The 15090-nt window shown below is 63.5% G+C and carries 14 protein-coding genes; 10 read left to right on the top strand and 4 right to left on the bottom strand.

Features of this window, described 5'->3' with window-relative positions:
• On the top strand, positions 1 to 212 hold a 212-nt coding region (locus tag C8E00_RS16655), incomplete at its 5' end, for a hypothetical protein (RefSeq protein ID WP_208291951.1).
• A gap of 254 nt (positions 213 to 466) precedes the next feature.
• Here the strand turns inward: C8E00_RS16655 and C8E00_RS15810 are convergent.
• On the bottom strand, positions 467 to 982 hold the full coding sequence (locus tag C8E00_RS15810) for a TIGR02444 family protein (RefSeq protein WP_133698482.1): 516 nt from the start codon (positions 980 to 982) through the stop codon (positions 467 to 469).
• A gap of 65 nt (positions 983 to 1047) precedes the next feature.
• On the opposite strand from C8E00_RS15810, the gene C8E00_RS15805 reads away from it, so the two are divergent.
• Positions 1048 to 2982: an ABC-F family ATP-binding cassette domain-containing protein gene (locus C8E00_RS15805; RefSeq protein ID WP_133698481.1), complete on the top strand. Its 1935-nt coding sequence runs from the start codon at positions 1048 to 1050 to the stop codon at positions 2980 to 2982.
• Positions 2983 to 3033: 51 nt separating this feature from the next.
• Here the strand turns inward: C8E00_RS15805 and dtd are convergent, their stop codons facing one another.
• The 3 genes from dtd to thiD form a co-directional block, all read right to left on the bottom strand.
• Positions 3034 to 3471: a D-aminoacyl-tRNA deacylase gene (gene dtd, locus C8E00_RS15800; protein WP_133698480.1), complete on the bottom strand. Its 438-nt coding sequence runs from the start codon at positions 3469 to 3471 to the stop codon at positions 3034 to 3036.
• A gap of 39 nt (positions 3472 to 3510) precedes the next feature.
• Entirely contained in the window at positions 3511 to 4368 is an 858-nt protein-coding gene (locus C8E00_RS15795; protein WP_133698479.1) for a universal stress protein, read from the bottom strand.
• A 156-nt stretch (positions 4369 to 4524) separates the two neighbouring features.
• Positions 4525 to 5358, bottom strand: a complete 834-nt coding sequence (gene thiD, locus C8E00_RS15790) for a bifunctional hydroxymethylpyrimidine kinase/phosphomethylpyrimidine kinase (RefSeq protein WP_133698478.1) — start codon at positions 5356 to 5358, stop codon at positions 4525 to 4527.
• A gap of 460 nt (positions 5359 to 5818) precedes the next feature.
• Here thiD and C8E00_RS15785 point away from each other — a divergent pair, with 460 nt between their 5' ends.
• From C8E00_RS15785 to nuoI, 8 genes are all read left to right on the top strand, one after another.
• The gene (locus tag C8E00_RS15785; protein ID WP_133698477.1) at positions 5819 to 6238 is read left to right on the top strand and encodes an NADH-quinone oxidoreductase subunit A; all 420 of its coding nucleotides are present in this window, start codon (positions 5819 to 5821) and stop codon (positions 6236 to 6238) included.
• A gap of 91 nt (positions 6239 to 6329) precedes the next feature.
• Positions 6330 to 7010: a NuoB/complex I 20 kDa subunit family protein gene (locus C8E00_RS15780; protein ID WP_133698476.1), complete on the top strand. Its 681-nt coding sequence runs from the start codon at positions 6330 to 6332 to the stop codon at positions 7008 to 7010.
• A gap of 68 nt (positions 7011 to 7078) precedes the next feature.
• The gene (gene nuoC, locus C8E00_RS15775) at positions 7079 to 8857 is read left to right on the top strand and encodes an NADH-quinone oxidoreductase subunit C/D (RefSeq protein WP_133698475.1); all 1779 of its coding nucleotides are present in this window, start codon (positions 7079 to 7081) and stop codon (positions 8855 to 8857) included.
• Between the two features lies 1 nt (position 8858).
• Positions 8859 to 9374 (top strand): NADH-quinone oxidoreductase subunit NuoE, encoded by a 516-nt coding sequence (gene nuoE / locus C8E00_RS15770; RefSeq protein ID WP_133698474.1) that lies wholly within the window; start codon positions 8859 to 8861, stop codon positions 9372 to 9374.
• Positions 9375 to 9390: 16 nt separating this feature from the next.
• The gene (gene nuoF / locus C8E00_RS15765; protein WP_133698473.1) at positions 9391 to 10731 is read left to right on the top strand and encodes an NADH-quinone oxidoreductase subunit NuoF; all 1341 of its coding nucleotides are present in this window, start codon (positions 9391 to 9393) and stop codon (positions 10729 to 10731) included.
• A gap of 34 nt (positions 10732 to 10765) precedes the next feature.
• Positions 10766 to 13528 (top strand): NADH-quinone oxidoreductase subunit NuoG, encoded by a 2763-nt coding sequence (gene nuoG, locus C8E00_RS15760; protein WP_133698472.1) that lies wholly within the window; start codon positions 10766 to 10768, stop codon positions 13526 to 13528.
• A complete protein-coding gene (nuoH, locus tag C8E00_RS15755) occupies positions 13525 to 14511 on the top strand; it encodes an NADH-quinone oxidoreductase subunit NuoH (protein ID WP_133698471.1) in 987 nt (328 codons plus the stop codon). Before nuoG ends, nuoH begins: the two co-directional genes overlap by 4 nt.
• A 21-nt stretch (positions 14512 to 14532) precedes the next feature.
• On the top strand, positions 14533 to 15075 hold the full coding sequence (gene nuoI / locus C8E00_RS15750) for an NADH-quinone oxidoreductase subunit NuoI (protein WP_133698470.1): 543 nt from the start codon (positions 14533 to 14535) through the stop codon (positions 15073 to 15075).
• Positions 15076 to 15090: the final 15 nt, after the last annotated feature.

The raw sequence follows: 15090 nt of genomic DNA, 5'->3' as shown, positions 1-15090 counted from the left end.
GTACCACTTGCCACTTAAACTGGTCGCTGTACTGGTTCCTCATAGAAACACCCCGAAGGTTGGATTGGGTGTCCAACTTTCGGGGTGCAGTTCACTACATGGGCGCTCATCAGCACGGCCATGGCGAGTACGCCACCTGCGACGATAACGCGCTCGACGATGCTCAGGGCATCGTCGATGACGCCCAGTGCCCGGAGCAAGGGGCTGCGTGATTCAGGCTTGGCATCGCCATTGGCAGGCTGTGAAGATGTCATGTCGTAGAGTCCTTTTTGTGATGGCCGATTCGTCGCACGAAGGGCATGGATCTCGACGTCCGCGCTGGGTCGTGAAGTGTGTCGCGACTCACCGGACTGGCTTCTATAAAACCTACAGAGTTTGCGGGACAAGCGCCACTCGTCAATGGCTCATCCATACATGCGTCATGTGCGCGCCTGCGGGCAGTGGGGCGCTCGTATGAGACCAAGCATTATGGACGCAGTGTCCGGTGTTGGGTCGTCAGCGTCGCCAGCGCGGCGTTCTGCGCGGGTGCGTGCATGGCCAGGCAGCCTGTCAGCTGCATTGTCAGGCTGGCGTCGTCCGGCTGGCGCGTGCGTACGGCATGCGAGGTTTCGCTCAGGGTTTGAAACTGGCGCAGTGTTTCGCGCTCGGCGAGCAGTTCGGCTTCCTTGAGATGGGTGCGCAGCGTCGCCACCTGTTGGTGATGTTGTGCCCTTGGCTTGAGCGTGCGGCGTAGATGACGGATCGGCTGGGTGACCTCGGCTTGCCAGGCACGAATGTCATCCACGGCGCTGTGTGCCTCGTCGGTAGGCACGAGAGCGTGGCGATCGAGCCAGCAGCGCCACAACAACTCGCAGACATCGGCGCCTGCCTCATCCTGTAGCTGCAAGCAGGCGTCGGCAACCTCGGGGAGCTGATATAACGCCAAGGCATAATCCCAAAGCGGCGGATTCCGCAGGACATCGCACAATTGGGTAGAATGCATGGGCAATCTCCAGCCGTCCTGGCAGGCATGGCGGCGGAACTCACTGAACCATCACCGGAGCGGGCATGATCGCATTTCGCCAACTCGCGCTGCAACGCGGGACGCAGCCGCTGATCGAGAACGCCGACCTTACGCTGCACGACCGTACCAAAGCGGGTGTCGTGGGCGCTAACGGGTCGGGCAAATCGAGCCTGTTCAAGCTGTTGCTGGGGGAGCTGACCCCGGAGCACGGCACGGTGGAACTCTCCGGTGGGCAGCGCATTGCGCATATGGCACAGGAGGTGGCGGCCCTCGACCGACCGCTGGTCGAGTATGTGCTTGACGGTCACGCTGAATTGCGGGCCACCGAACACGCCCTGGCCGAGGCTCAGGCAAGCGGTGAGTCCCACCGTGAAGCCGAGCTGCATGGCGAAATCGAAGCGCTCGAGGGTTATACCGCGCGTCCGCGCGCCGAGCAAATGCTGATAGGGCTGGGTTTCACGCAGGACGATCTGTATCGCCCGCTGTCGGACTTCTCGGGGGGCTGGCGGATGCGTGTCAGCTTGGCGCAAACGCTGTTCATGCCGTCTGACCTGATGCTGCTCGACGAGCCGACCAACCACCTCGATCTCGACGCCTTGTTATGGCTCGAGCAGTGGCTTGCACGCTATCCCGGCACGCTGTTGCTGATTTCCCATGACCGCGACTTCCTGGACGCGGTGTGCGATCACATCGTGCACTTCGAACAGCGTCAGTTGATGCTGTATCGCGGCAATTATTCGCGCTTCGAACATACGCGGGCCGAGCGCCAGGCGCGTGCCCAGGCCGAGGCCGCCAAGCAGCAGGCCAGGCGTGAGGAGATCGAGCGTTTCGTGGCGCGCTTCCGTGCCCAGGCGAACAAGGCGCGCCAGGCGCAGAGTCGCCTGAAGATGCTGGAACGCATGGAAACCATCGCCGTCGCGCATGCCGACTCACCGTTTCACTTCACCCTGCCGAGTGCCGACAAGACCTCCTCGCCGCTGCTGGTGCTCGACGATGCCACGCTGGGGTATGGTCAAACGCCGCTGCTCGAGCATGTCAGTGTCAGTATCCTGCCGGGACAGCGGATCGGGCTGCTGGGCGCCAACGGGGCGGGCAAGTCGACGCTGATCAAGGCGTTGACGGCGCAGCAACCCTTGCTCGAGGGCAAGCGTGTCCCCGGTGACAACCTGGCGATCGGCTACTTCGCCCAGCATCAGCTCGAGCATCTCGATGTTCGCTCCACACCGTTCGTGCACATCCAGCGGCTGTCGCCGACGGCCAGCGAACAGGCGATTCGCAACTTCCTGGGGGGCTTCGGGTTTCACGGCAATGACGTCTTTGACAGCGTGGGGAAATTCTCCGGGGGCGAGAAGGCACGCTTGGCGCTGGCGTTGATCGCGTGGCAAAAACCCAACCTGCTGTTGCTCGATGAACCGACCAACCACCTCGATCTGGAAATGCGCGAAGCCTTGACCCAGGCCTTGGCCGGATTCGAGGGGGCGGTGATCATCGTCTCTCACGACCGCCACTTGCTGCGCGCCAGCGTCGATGAGTTCTGGCATGTCGTGGATGGTGGCGTCACCGCGTTCGACGGCGACCTGGACGATTACCGTGCCTGGCTCAAGGCGCGCCTCGAGGGTGAGCGGCGCGATGCGCGCCAGGAAAAGGCCGAGCGTCACGTGGCTGCGGAAGCCCCCAAGGGCGATCGCAAAGCTTCACGCCGTGCCGCTGCCGAGCTACGTGAAAAGTTGCGGCCGCTCAAGCGTGAGCGCGACAAGATCGAACGAGACATGAGCCAGGCTCAGGCAGAGCTGGAGCGCCTGGAAGCCGCCCTCGCCGATGAAAACCTGTACCAGGATAGCGCGCGCAAGGAAGAACTGACCGACTTGTTGGGGCGTCAGGGCGATACGCAGAGCCGTCTCGAGACGCTCGAGCAGCGCTGGCTGGAGGCCGAAGAGGCGATCGAAGAGCGTGAAGCGGCGTTGATGCAAGATGCCTGACATCCGGAGACGGTCGCCCAGCGCGGGTGCAGGCGCGCGGATGACGGCACCTCATGTCTCGACGATGAAGGTCACGGGCCCGTCATTGAGCAGCGAGACGTGCATGTCGGCGCCGAATTCACCGGTCGCGACACGCGACCAGGCCTGACGTGCCTGCGTCACCAAGTAATCGAACATCGCCTCACCGTGGGCGGGTGTTGCGGCGCCATCGAAGCCCGGCCGCAGGCCCTTGGCGGTATTGGCCATGAGGGTGAACTGCGGGACCAGCAACAAGCCGCCTTCCACCTGCTGGACGTTAAGGTTCATCTTGCCTGCCTCGTCGCTGAATAGGCGCAGCTTGAGCAGTTTGTTCAGCATCTTGTCGGCGTGGGCATGAGTGTCCGCGGGCGCCACGCCGATCAAGGCCATCACGCCTTGGTCGATGGCACCCGTGGTGCGGTCGTCGATATCGACGCTGGCATGGCTGACACGTTGAATGACGGCTCGCATGGTGAGGATCCTTGTCGACGCGAGGGCTGAGAATTCACGTTACCAGGCCCGGCATACCATCATGTCCACATGCACTTCGGCAAGCAGTCGCTCGATCAGGGGCGCCGGTTGATGACGACCGAAGAGTGCCAGGTCCTGATGGCCGAGCGCCAGAAGGTCGGGCGGTTGACGTCTCAGGTAATCCATCAGTACCTCGCCGGGTTCGCCTTGCTCGAGCACCAGCTCGAGTTCCGGCACGTCGCCGACCTCCTCCATGAGCTTGTCGATTTCCGCTTCCAGGCGGATACGTCGCGCGGCGAGCTCGCGTTCACGCCAGCGGGCATAGCTGCTGTCGGATCCCATTTCATCGTCGCCGGGCAGATGCCAGGCATGCAGCAGCGTCAGGCGCGCTTGTGAAAAGTGCGTCAGGACGTCGCGCAGGGTATGGCGGCTGGCCAGTGAGAAATCCACCGGCACCAGCACGTCCTGCCAGGCCTGTTCGGGGCTGTGGCTCACGGTCAGTACCGGGCATGGCGCGCGGCTGAGCACCCTGGCCAGGGTCGTGCCGCCGACCAGGGCATGCTGGCCGCGTTTGCGGTGGGTGCCGAGCACGATCATGGCGGCGTCCCGGTCATGCGCCTCGCGGATGATTTCGGCGTAGGGGGCGCCGGTGATGGTTTGTATGAGTGTCTCGGGCGCGGGCAGGGCATAGTCTTCGCGAATGTCGGTCAGCTGGCGCTCGAGCTCGTCGACGACGTTGCGTTCCAGATCACGCAGTGCCTGGTGCGGGAGATAGGGGTCGAGGACGTGCAGGATATCCAGGCGGCTGCCGCTGGCGTACGCGAGTTTGATGGCGCGTGCAAAGGCAGCACGGTTATCGGCGGACAGGTCGCAAGCCAGTAGCAAGGTCTGAGGCATGATACGTCCCTCCTGCGAGAAGGCGGCGTGCGGATGGTCGCGACACCGCGCTGACGTCGAGCCGGATGAAGAGCGCTGCAGCCCTGAAAGGCATGGCAGTGAAGCCAAGCATGGCTGCCCTCGGTCGGCTCTGCAAGTCGGGGCGACGACATGCGTTTACCACCAGGCATGAAAATGATGCACCGGCCCCCGTCCCTGGCCGACAGCGAGATGCTGGCTGGCGTCCAGCGCCGTATGCAGCCAACGCTTGGCGTCGCCGATGGCCGCGTGGATATCGGCATGGGCATGGGCGTCGCTCGGCAGGCGGGCGAGATAGGCGGTCACCGCCGAGGAAAGTGCGCAACCGGTGCCGTGCAGGTTCTGGGTGGCGATGCGTGGTGCCTCGAGCCACTCCACACCCTGTGGCGTGGCCAGCAGGTCCGGGCAGGCACTACCGCTGAGGTGGCCGCCCTTGAGCACCACATACGGGGCGCCGAGGCGTGTCAGCTCGGGGAGCAGGGACGCCATGGCCTCAGTGGTGCGGGGTGTCTCGGTGTCCAGCAACACCGCTGCCTCGGGCAGGTTGGGGGTGATCACATCGGCCAAGGGCACCAGGACGTCACGCACCGCGCGGATGCCGGCACGGTCGACCAGGATGTCACCGCTCTTGGCGACCATCACCGGGTCGAGCACGATCCAGCGTGGCCGGTGGTGGGCCAGGGCATCGCGAATCGTCGTGGCGACGTCCATGCTCGCCACCATGCCGATCTTGACCGCGTCGATGCGTACATCGCCGAACAGGTTGTCAAGCTGCTCGGCGATCATGTCGGCGGGGACTGGATGCACGGCGCGCACGCCTTGCGTGTTCTGGGCGATCACCGCCGTGATGACATTGGTGGCGTAGGTGCCCAATGCCGAAAACGTCTTGATGTCCCCCTGCAGCCCGGCGCCCCCCGAAGGGTCGGAACCGGCAATGGTGAGGACATTGGGAGGTGTCGCAGTGACGGACATGGCCTGACCTTCAGTGTGCGGGTTTGGTGTGCGCCCAGTGTGGCGGATCGAACGCTTGCGTGATGCATAGGATACTGGCAAAGCGCGCGCTGAACAGGGTGCGTGGTGGCGCGACGCAGGAGGTGGTTGAGCAACCTAGACGTTCGTCGATGCCCGGCGACAGGTGGCACGCTCCTGCAGGACCATGTTTTAGTAAAATACCCTTTTCTGCATAACGCTTTCGACGTGAGTGAAGGCTTACGTACGGGGTCGGGTGTGTGGTGGTCATGGTGTCTGGCATGGCGTTAACTTACTAACTTTATCGCTGGTCTTCCTGACAGGCGCTTTTAAATCCCCTAGAATCGTAGGGACTCGCCACACGCAGGCAACGTGAATGGCGCCACGAGGTGCATGCACCTCGATGATAACGAATATTGGGGTAGCGCCCTACCGCGCTATCCGCTGCTTGTGAGGCATGGCAATGACCGATGAGGCAACCGCGCTGATCGCCGAGTATTGGGCTGTGGGGCTATTCATAATAGCCGTGTTCACGTTATGTGCCCTGATGATCGGTGCCGCGAGTCTGCTCGGAGGTCGTAGCCGCGGTCGCAGCAAGTCCCTCCCCTTCGAATCAGGCATTGTCGGTACCGGCGATGCCCGCCAACGCTTTTCCGTCAAGTTCTATCTGGTCGCGATGCTGTTCGTGATCTTCGATATCGAAGCCGTATTCCTGTTCGCCTGGGCCGTATCGGTTCGCGAGGTGGGCTGGGAAGGCTTTGCCGGCGCCGCCGTCTTCATTTTCATCCTGCTGGCGGGGTTGGTCTACGATAGTCGTGTCGGCGCCCTTGAGTGGGCGCCACGCAAGCGCGGTCAATCGCCCGATATCGTGACGGATCGATGAGCGTGCCGCCCTAAGAGGCGGCCTTGAGCCGGCGACGGTCGGCAGAGCGCCAGATACCCGAATTTTCTTTTTCAGAGCTTCGAGGCGCATCATGCAATATACCCTGACGCGAGCGGATAAAGAGCCGGCGCCGGGTAGCGCGAGCTATCCGCTGGACAAGCGTGAAACCACCGATGATCCGATGCAGGAGCAGGTTCACCGCAACGTCTTCACCGGCAAGCTGGAAGACGTGCTCAACGATAGTGTCAACTGGGGGCGCAAACACTCCCTGTGGCCGTACAACTTCGGCCTCTCCTGCTGCTATGTGGAAATGACCACGGCCTTTACTGCGCCGCACGATGTGGCGCGCTTCGGTTCCGAAGTGATTCGCGCGTCCCCGCGTCAGGCCGATTTCATGGTCATTGCCGGCACTTGCTTCATCAAGATGGCGCCGGTCATCCAGCAGCTTTACGATCAGATGCTCGAGCCCAAGTGGGTGATCTCGATGGGCTCCTGTGCCAATTCCGGGGGCATGTACGACATCTACTCGGTGGTGCAGGGCGTCGACAAGTTTCTCCCTGTCGACGTCTACGTGCCCGGCTGTCCGCCGCGCCCCGAGGCCTTCCTGCAAGGGTTGCAACTGCTTCAAGACTCCATTCAGGAGGAGCGTCGGCCGCTTTCCTGGGTGGTCGGCGATCAGGGTGTCTACCGCGCCGAGATGCCGTCGCAGCGCGAGGCGAATCGTGACCGGCGCATTGCCGTGACGGAACTACGCTCCCCGGATGAGGTATAGGCCCCGTGCCTGATGCCGTCGCCTGTTGCACGAAGTCGATCCACTTGCCGGGGGAATGAAAACCGATCATGAGCGCAGTTCAATCGCCATACGCCAATCACCCGCACGCCGATGACCCGGTGGTCCAGGCGTTATTTGCGCGCTTCGGCAACCACGTGTTCGTCGAGCAAGCGACGTACACCGGCATGCCGGTCCTGTGGCTCGACCGCGAGCATCTACTCGAAGTGCTCGGTTTCCTGCGGGACATGCCCGAGCCCTTCGAGATGCTCTTCGATCTGCATGCCATCGACGAGCGTCTGCGTAGCCATCGTGAAGACCTGCCCGCTGCGGATTTCACGGTCTTCTACCAGTTGATGTCGATCTCGCGTAACCGCGACATCATGCTCAAGGTGGCGCTGTCCGAGCGTGACCTCGAGGTGCCCAGTGTCACGGGGTTGTATCCCAATGCCAATTGGTATGAGCGCGAAGTCTGGGACATGTTCGGCATCGATTTTCGAGGCCACCCGCACCTGACGCGCTTGCTGATGCCGCCCACCTGGAACGGGCACCCGCTGCGCAAGGATTATCCGGCGCGGGCCACCGAGTTCGATCCCTACACGCTGACCGTGGAAGGCCAGGATACCGAGCAGGAAGCGCTGCGTTTCGACCCCGAATCCTGGGGGATGAAGCGTCAGGACGAGAACGCGGACTACATGTTTCTCAACCTGGGACCCAATCACCCCTCCGCGCATGGTGCCTTCCGCATTGCCCTGCAGCTCGACGGCGAGGTCGTGGTCGATTGCGTGCCCGACATCGGTTACCACCACCGCGGCGCCGAGAAGATGGCCGAGCGTCAGTCCTGGCATAGCTACATTCCCTATACCGACCGCATCGACTATACCGGCGGGGTGATGAACAACCTGCCCTATGTGATGGCGGTGGAAAAGCTCGCCGGTATTCAGGTCACCGACCGCGCCAAGACCATTCGCGTGATGATGGCGGAGATGTTCCGCATCAACAGTCACCTGCTGTTTCTGGGGACCTACCTGCAGGATCTGGGCGCGATGACGCCGGTGTTCTTCACCTTTACCGACCGGCAGAAGGCCTACGAGGTCATCGAGGGCATCACTGGCTTTCGCATGCACCCGGCCTGGTACCGCATCGGCGGCACCGCCCACGATCTGCCCAAGGGGTGGGACAGGCTGGTCCAGGGGTTTCTCGACTGGATGCCCAAACGGCTCGTCGAATATGAGCGCGCGATGATGGAAAACGCCATCATCCGCGAGCGCACCAAGCAGGTGGCCGCGTTCACCACCCGCGAGGCCCTCGAGTGGGGCGTCACCGGCCCCAACCTGCGTGCCACCGGTTGTGACTTCGATCTGCGCAAGCAGCGTCCTTATTCCGGCTACGAGAACTTCGATTTCGAGGTGCCACTGGGTGCCAACGGTGATGCCTTCGACCGCGGACAGCTGCGCATCGACGAAATGCGTCAGAGCCTGCGCATCATTCAACAGTGCGTCGATCACATGCCGGCCGGCGACTACAAGGCCGATCATCCGCTGACCACGCCGCCGCCGCGGGAGAAGATGCTCCAGCACATCGAAACCCTGATCACGCACTTCCTGCAGGTCTCCTGGGGGCCGGTGCTCAAGCCCAACGAGTCGCTGTCGATGATCGAGGCGACCAAGGGCATCAACAGCTATTACCTGACCTCGGATGGCAACACCATGAGCTATCGTACGCGCATCCGCACGCCCAGCTTCCCGCATCTTCAGCAGATCCCCGCGGCGGTGCGCGGTGCCCTGGTGCCGGATTTGATCGCCCATCTGGGGAGCATCGATTTCGTGATGGCCGACGTGGACCGCTGATATGACACACGCTTCGACTTCTACCTCCGCGCCCATCGCCACCGACGGTTTCGTATTGCACGACGAGGATCGGGCGGCGATCGCCCATGAGCGCGATCATTATCCACATCCACAGGCGGCCAGCATCGAGGCGCTCAAGATCGTGCAGAAACGCCATGGCTGGGTGCCGGACGCCGCCATCGAGGCCATCGCCCGTGAGCTGGGCGTATCCCCCGCCAGCGTCGAGGGTGTGGCGACCTTCTATAGTTTGATCTTTCGCCAGCCGGTGGGGCGTCATGTGATCCTGCTGTGCGACAGCAGCTCCTGCTTTCTGACCGACTACGAAGCGTTGCGTGATGCCTTTTTCGAGCATCTGGGGATCGGCTTCGGACAGACCACGCCGGATGGCCGTTTCACGCTGCTGCCGGTGTGCTGCCTGGGCGCCTGCGATCGCGGTCCGGCGTTGATGATCGGCGACGATACGCATGGGCCGGTCGCGCCCGAGGAGATCCCTACGTTGCTGGAGGCGTACGCATGAACTGGGAGAGCGAGGCATGAGCCGGATTCTGCAAGACCGCGACGAACGCCGCCCCGAAACGCATCCGTTGACCTTTCGGCTCAACGACGACGGCACGCCGGTGATGCTCGACGACTATCGCGAGCAGCAGGGCTACGCCAGCGTCGAGCGGGCCTTTCGCGATCTGAGTTCGAAGACGCTGATCGAGGAACTCAAGACCGCCAACCTGCGCGGGCGCGGCGGCGGCGGTTTCTCCGCCGGGCTCAAGTGGAGCCTGACCATGCAGGGTGAAGGCATCCCACGCGGCTATATCGTGTGCAACGCCGACGAAATGGAGCCCGGCACCTTCAAGGATCGCCTGTTGCTCGAGCAGCAGCCGCATCTACTCATCGAGGGCATGATCCTGGCCGGCTTCGCCAACAATGCCTATCAGGGCTATATCTTCATGCGCGGCGAATACGTCGACGCCGCGCGCACGGTGCAACGCGCCCTGGACGAGGCCCGTGCCGCCGGCTGGCTGGGCCGTGACGTGGCCGGTAGCGGTTGGGATTTCGATATTGCGCTGCATACCGGCGCCGGGCGCTATATCTGCGGCGAGGAAACCGCGCTGATCAATTCGCTGGAGGGCAAACGTGCCAACCCTCGGGCCAAGCCGCCCTTTCCCGGGCAAAGCGGCGCCTGGGGCAAGCCCACCGTGGTCAATAACGTCGAGACGCTGTGTAACGTGCCGTCCGTCGTGCTGCATGGCGCGGATTGGTATCAGGGCCTGTCCCAGGGCAAGAGCGGCGATGGGGGGACCAAGCTGTACGGCGTCTCCGGCAAGGTCAAGCGGCCCGGCCTGTGGGAGTTGCCCATGGGCACCACGGGCAACGAGCTACTCGAGCGGGCCGGCGGCATGCGCGATGGCCATACGCTCAAGACCTGGCTGCCCGGTGGCGGGAGTACGGGCTTTCTGCTGCCCGAGCATCTCGAGCTGGCACTGGATTTCGACACCATCGGCAAGGCCGGCAGTCGTCTGGGCACCGGGCTCATCGCGGTGGTGGCCGACGATCAGAGCGTGGTGTCGCTGGCGCGCAACCTGGAGGAATTCTTCTCCCGCGAGTCCTGCGGCTGGTGTACGCCATGCCGCGATGGGTTGCCGTGGAGCGTCAAGCTCCTGCAGGCCCTGGAGGCTGGCGAGGGCGAGCGAGGCGATATCGACTTGCTGGAGTCGCTGGCGGTAGACCTGGGCCCGGGGCGCACTTTCTGCGCCCATGCGCCGGGCGCGGCCATGCCGCTGGCGTCGGCGATCCACTATTTCCGTGATGAATTCGAACGTGGCGTCACGCGCGGCCAGGGCGCGGCGCATGCCGACCCGATCCCGGTGGGTAGCGTATGAACGACGTGACGATGACGACGGGCGAGGAGCAATAATGGCAACGATTCACGTGGATGGCCGTGATTACGAGGTCGACGGCGCCGACAACCTGCTGCACGCTTGCCTGTCGCTGGGGCTGGATATCCCCTATTTCTGCTGGCACCCGGCCATGGGCAGCGTGGGTGCCTGCCGCCAGTGCGCGGTCAAGCAGTACAAGGACGCCGATGACCACCAGGGCATGCTGGTGATGTCGTGCATGGCGCCCGTGCAGGATGATGCCTACATCTCCATCGAGGATGATGAAGCCAAGGCGTTTCGCGCCAACGTCATCGAATGGTTGATGATCAACCACCCGCATGACTGCCCGGTCTGCGAGGAGGGCGGCCACTGTCATTTGCAGGACATGACGGTGATGACCGGCCATGACAGTCGCCGTTACCGGTTCCGCAAGCGTACCCACCAGAACCAGGACCTGGGGCCCTTCATCGGCCATGAGATGAATCGCTGTATCACCTGCTACCGCTGCGTGCGCTTTTACAACGATTATGCCGGGGGCGGTGATCTGGGTGCCTTCGGCGCACACGACAACGTCTATTTCGGGCGCTTTCAGGAAGGCACGCTGGAAAGTCCTTTCTCCGGCAATCTCACCGAGGTGTGCCCGACCGGGGTCTTCACCGATCAGACGCATTCCGAACATTATACCCGCAAGTGGGACTTGCAGTTCGCGCCCAGCGTCTGCCATCAGTGCGCGGTGGGCTGCAATATCAGTCCCGGCGAGCGCTATGGCGATATCCGGCGTATCGAGAATCGCTATCATGGTGAAGTGAATCACTACTTTCTCTGCGACCGCGGGCGTTTCGGCTATGGCTACGTGAACCGCGAGGATCGCCCCCGAGTGCCGGAGTGGCGCGAACGCCAGCGCGTCGATGCGGGGGCCGGCGCGGCCGGCGTGGTGGGTGGCACCATCAGTCTGGAAATCGACGATGCGCTCGACCGTGCCGCCGATGGGTTACGCAACGCGCGCCGCGTGATCGGCATCGGCTCGCCGCGGGCCAGCCTGGAAAGCAATCATATGCTGCGCACGCTGGTGGGGGACGCCAACTTCTCCACCGGTATTGGGGCGCGTGAGCTCGAGTTGCTGGTGCGCATGAACGAACTCAATACTCGCAGCGGCCTGCCGTCGCCGAGCCTGCGCGAGATCGAACGTTGCGATGCGGTGCTGGTGCTCGGCGAGGACCTCATCAATAGCGCCGCGCGCATGGCGCTGGCCATTCGTCAGGCGGTCAACGCCAAGGGCGAGGCGCTGGCCGCCGAGCGCGGCATTCCTTCCTGGAACGCCGAGGCGGTGAAGACGCTGGCGCAAGAAGCGCATCATCCTTTTTTCCTGGCCACGCTGGATGCGACCGAGCTGGACGCATTGGCGGAGCAGACCTACCATGCCGCGCCCGACGACATCGCGCGGCTGGGTTTCGCCGTGGCGCACTACATCGACCCCGAGGCACCGTGCCCGGAGGCGCTCGACGACGCGACCACAGGGCTGGCCCAGCGCATCGCCGAGGCCTTGCTGGCGGCCCAGCGTCCGCTGGTGGTTTCGGGAGGGTCGCTGGGGACGCCAGCGGTGCTCGAGGCAGCCGGTAATGTGGCGTGTGCCCTGGCGCGGCGGACACGCCCCGGGGCGCTATCGCTGGTGCGTCGTGAGGCCAACAGCACCGGCCTGTCGTTGCTCGGTGGGCAATCGCTGGATTGGGCTCTGGAATGCTTGACCAGTGGCGAGGCCGATGGCGTGGTGATCCTCGAGAATGATCTGTACGCCCGGGTCGATGCGGGTCAGGCCGATGCCGCTTTGCAACGCGCCAACTGCATCGTCACGCTCGATCATCAGCGCACCGCGACCTGGGACCGGGCGGATGTCGGCCTCCCGGCGGCGAGCTTTGCCGAGAGCGATGGCACGCTGATCAGCCTGGAGGGGCGTGCCCAGCGTTTCTATCAAGTCTTCGACCCCAGTTATATCCGCCCTGAAACACGCATCCGCGAGAGCTGGCGGTGGCTCAATGCGCTCAAGGCCAGCGTCGAACGCCAGGCAGTCACGCCGCTTACGCTGGACGAGGTGACGTGGGACGTGGCCGAGACGTATCCGGCGCTGGCGCCGGCCGGTGATGCCGGTTTGAGCGCCGCTTATCGCGTGCATGGGTTGCGCCTGGCACGCGAACCCCATCGCTACAGCGGCCGTACGGCGATGCGTGCCAATCTCGATGTCAGCGAGCCCCGGGCACCGCAGGACCCCGATACGCCGTTCGCATTCTCCATGGAAGGCTACGCGGGATATGCCGAACCCCGTCGCGAAGTGGCCTTTGCCTGGGCGCCGGGCTGGAACTCCCCGCAAGCCTGGAACAAGTTCCAGGATGAGGTCGGGGGGCACTTGCGGGCCGGTGACCCCGGCGTGCGGTTGCTGGGACCGTTACCCGGGGATTATGACTATGCCCGAACGTTGCCGCCCCGCTTCGTCGCGCGTGACGCGCAATGGCTGGCGGTGCCGCAGGCGCGTTTGTTCGGGGGCGATGAGACCTCGGCGCGGGCCGAGCCGATCCAGGCGCGCATGGCCGAGACACGTTTTACCGTATCGCGTGGGACCGCCGAGCGGTTGCGGATGTCGCCGGGCGCCCCGTTGACGCTCCACCTGGGCGAGCGGCGGCTCACGTTGCCGGTGGCGGTCAGCGAGGCATGGCCCGACGGCGTAATCGGCGTACCGGATCAGTCGGGGCTGTCCTTGGCCGCGCCTGAGTGGGCCCATCTCGAACGTCAGGAGGTGAGCGCATGAGCTGGTGGACGCCACAGGTCGAGGCGATCGCATTCGCGCTGTTTCAATCACTGGTGATCCTGCTCGCTGCGGTAGGCGCAGGGGCGTTGCTGACCATGGTGGAACGGCGCCTGTTGGGCCTCTGGCAGGATCGCCACGGCCCCAACCGCGTCGGGCCGTTCGGGGTGCTGCAGATCCTCGCCGATATGCTCAAGATCCTCTTCAAGGAGGATTGGATTCCGCCGTTCGCCGATCGTACCTTCTTCGTGCTGGCACCGGCGATCGCCATGGCGTCATTGCTGTTGAGCTTCATGATCATCCCCATCACGCCCAGTTGGGGGGTGGCCGACCTGCACATCGGCTTGCTTTTCTTCTTCGCCATGGCGGGCATCAACGTCTATGCAGTGCTTTTCGGCGGATGGTCGAGTGGCAACAAGTACGCCTTGTTGGGGGCGATGCGCGCCTCGGCGCAGACGCTTTCCTACGAAGTCTTCATGGGCTTGTCACTGATGGGCGTGGTGGCCATGGCCGGTTCGTTCAATATGCGCGAGATCGTCGCCGCGCAGGAAACGGTATGGTTCATCGTGCCGCAGTTCTTTGGCTTCTGTACCTTTCTGGTCGCCGGTATCGCCGTGACGCACCGTCACCCGTTCGATCAACCCGAGGCCGAGCAGGAACTGGCCGATGGCTATCACGTCGAGTACTCGGGGATGAAATGGGGCATGTTCTTCATCGGCGAGTATGTCGGCATCGTGCTGGTATCCGCGCTGCTGGTGACCCTGTTCCTGGGTGGCTGGCACGGCCCGTGGTTGCCGCCCATCGTCTGGTTCTTGCTCAAGACCACCGTGTTCGTGGGCCTGTTCGTACTGCTACGCGCGGCTCTGCCGCGTCCCCGCTATGACGCGGTGATGAGCTTCGGGTGGAAGATTTGTCTACCACTGACCCTGATTAACCTGCTGGTGACCGGCGCGCTGATTCTCGTATTCAGCCCGGCCGGTGGCTAAGCGTCGAGACTGGAGGAGACCGTGACGATTAAATCACTGCTCGCGGGGACTTGGTCGCAGCTGCGGACGCTGGGCATGGTGTTCATGCATGCCTTCCGCAAGCGCGAGACCCTGCAGTATCCGGAAGAGCCGGTCTATCTGTCGCCGCGCTATCGCGGACGCATCGTGCTGACCCGTGACCCCGACGGTGAAGAGCGTTGCGTGGCGTGCAATCTGTGTGCCGTAGCGTGCCCGGTGGCGTGCATCTCGCTGCAGAAGGGCGAGCGTGACGATGGCCGCTGGTATCCGGAATTCTTCCGTATCAACTTTTCGCGCTGCATCTTTTGCGGACTGTGCGAGGAAGCCTGCCCGACGTCGGCGATTCAGCTCACGCCGGATTTCGAGATGAGCGAGTTTCGACGCCAGGAACTGGTCTACGAGAAAGAAGATCTGCTGATCTCCGGGCCGGGCAAGGACCATAACTACAACTTTTATCGCGTGGCCGGGCTGTCGGTCGCCGGAAAAGACAAGGGCGAGGCGCAGAACGAAGCCGAGCCGATCAACGTCAAGTCGTTGATGCCCTGATCAGGACGAGGGAGA

Origin of the sequence: Chromohalobacter marismortui (assembly GCF_004364315.1) — a bacterium.
Classification (GTDB): Bacteria; Pseudomonadota; Gammaproteobacteria; order Pseudomonadales; family Halomonadaceae; genus Chromohalobacter; species Chromohalobacter marismortui.
Note: the sequence above shows the minus strand (reverse complement) of the source record. Positions and strands in the feature narration are given on the sequence as shown.

What these genes read in the sequence shown, in the direction of transcription:
- C8E00_RS15785 (WP_133698477.1), top strand. Translation starts at nt 5,819, where the DNA reads ATGACCGATGAGGCAACCGCGCTGATCGCCGAGTATTGGGCTGTGGGG.
- C8E00_RS15805 (WP_133698481.1), top strand. Translation starts at nt 1,048, where the DNA reads ATGATCGCATTTCGCCAACTCGCGCTGCAACGCGGGACGCAGCCGCTG.
- C8E00_RS15780 (WP_133698476.1), top strand. Translation starts at nt 6,330, where the DNA reads ATGCAATATACCCTGACGCGAGCGGATAAAGAGCCGGCGCCGGGTAGC.
- thiD (WP_133698478.1), bottom strand. Translation starts at nt 5,358, where the DNA reads ATGTCCGTCACTGCGACACCTCCCAATGTCCTCACCATTGCCGGTTCC.
- nuoH (WP_133698471.1), top strand. Translation starts at nt 13,525, where the DNA reads ATGAGCTGGTGGACGCCACAGGTCGAGGCGATCGCATTCGCGCTGTTT.
- dtd (WP_133698480.1), bottom strand. Translation starts at nt 3,471, where the DNA reads ATGCGAGCCGTCATTCAACGTGTCAGCCATGCCAGCGTCGATATCGAC.
- nuoC (WP_133698475.1), top strand. Translation starts at nt 7,079, where the DNA reads ATGAGCGCAGTTCAATCGCCATACGCCAATCACCCGCACGCCGATGAC.
- nuoG (WP_133698472.1), top strand. Translation starts at nt 10,766, where the DNA reads ATGGCAACGATTCACGTGGATGGCCGTGATTACGAGGTCGACGGCGCC.
- nuoE (WP_133698474.1), top strand. Translation starts at nt 8,859, where the DNA reads ATGACACACGCTTCGACTTCTACCTCCGCGCCCATCGCCACCGACGGT.
- C8E00_RS15810 (WP_133698482.1), bottom strand. Translation starts at nt 982, where the DNA reads ATGCATTCTACCCAATTGTGCGATGTCCTGCGGAATCCGCCGCTTTGG.
- C8E00_RS15795 (WP_133698479.1), bottom strand. Translation starts at nt 4,368, where the DNA reads ATGCCTCAGACCTTGCTACTGGCTTGCGACCTGTCCGCCGATAACCGT.
- nuoF (WP_133698473.1), top strand. Translation starts at nt 9,391, where the DNA reads ATGAGCCGGATTCTGCAAGACCGCGACGAACGCCGCCCCGAAACGCAT.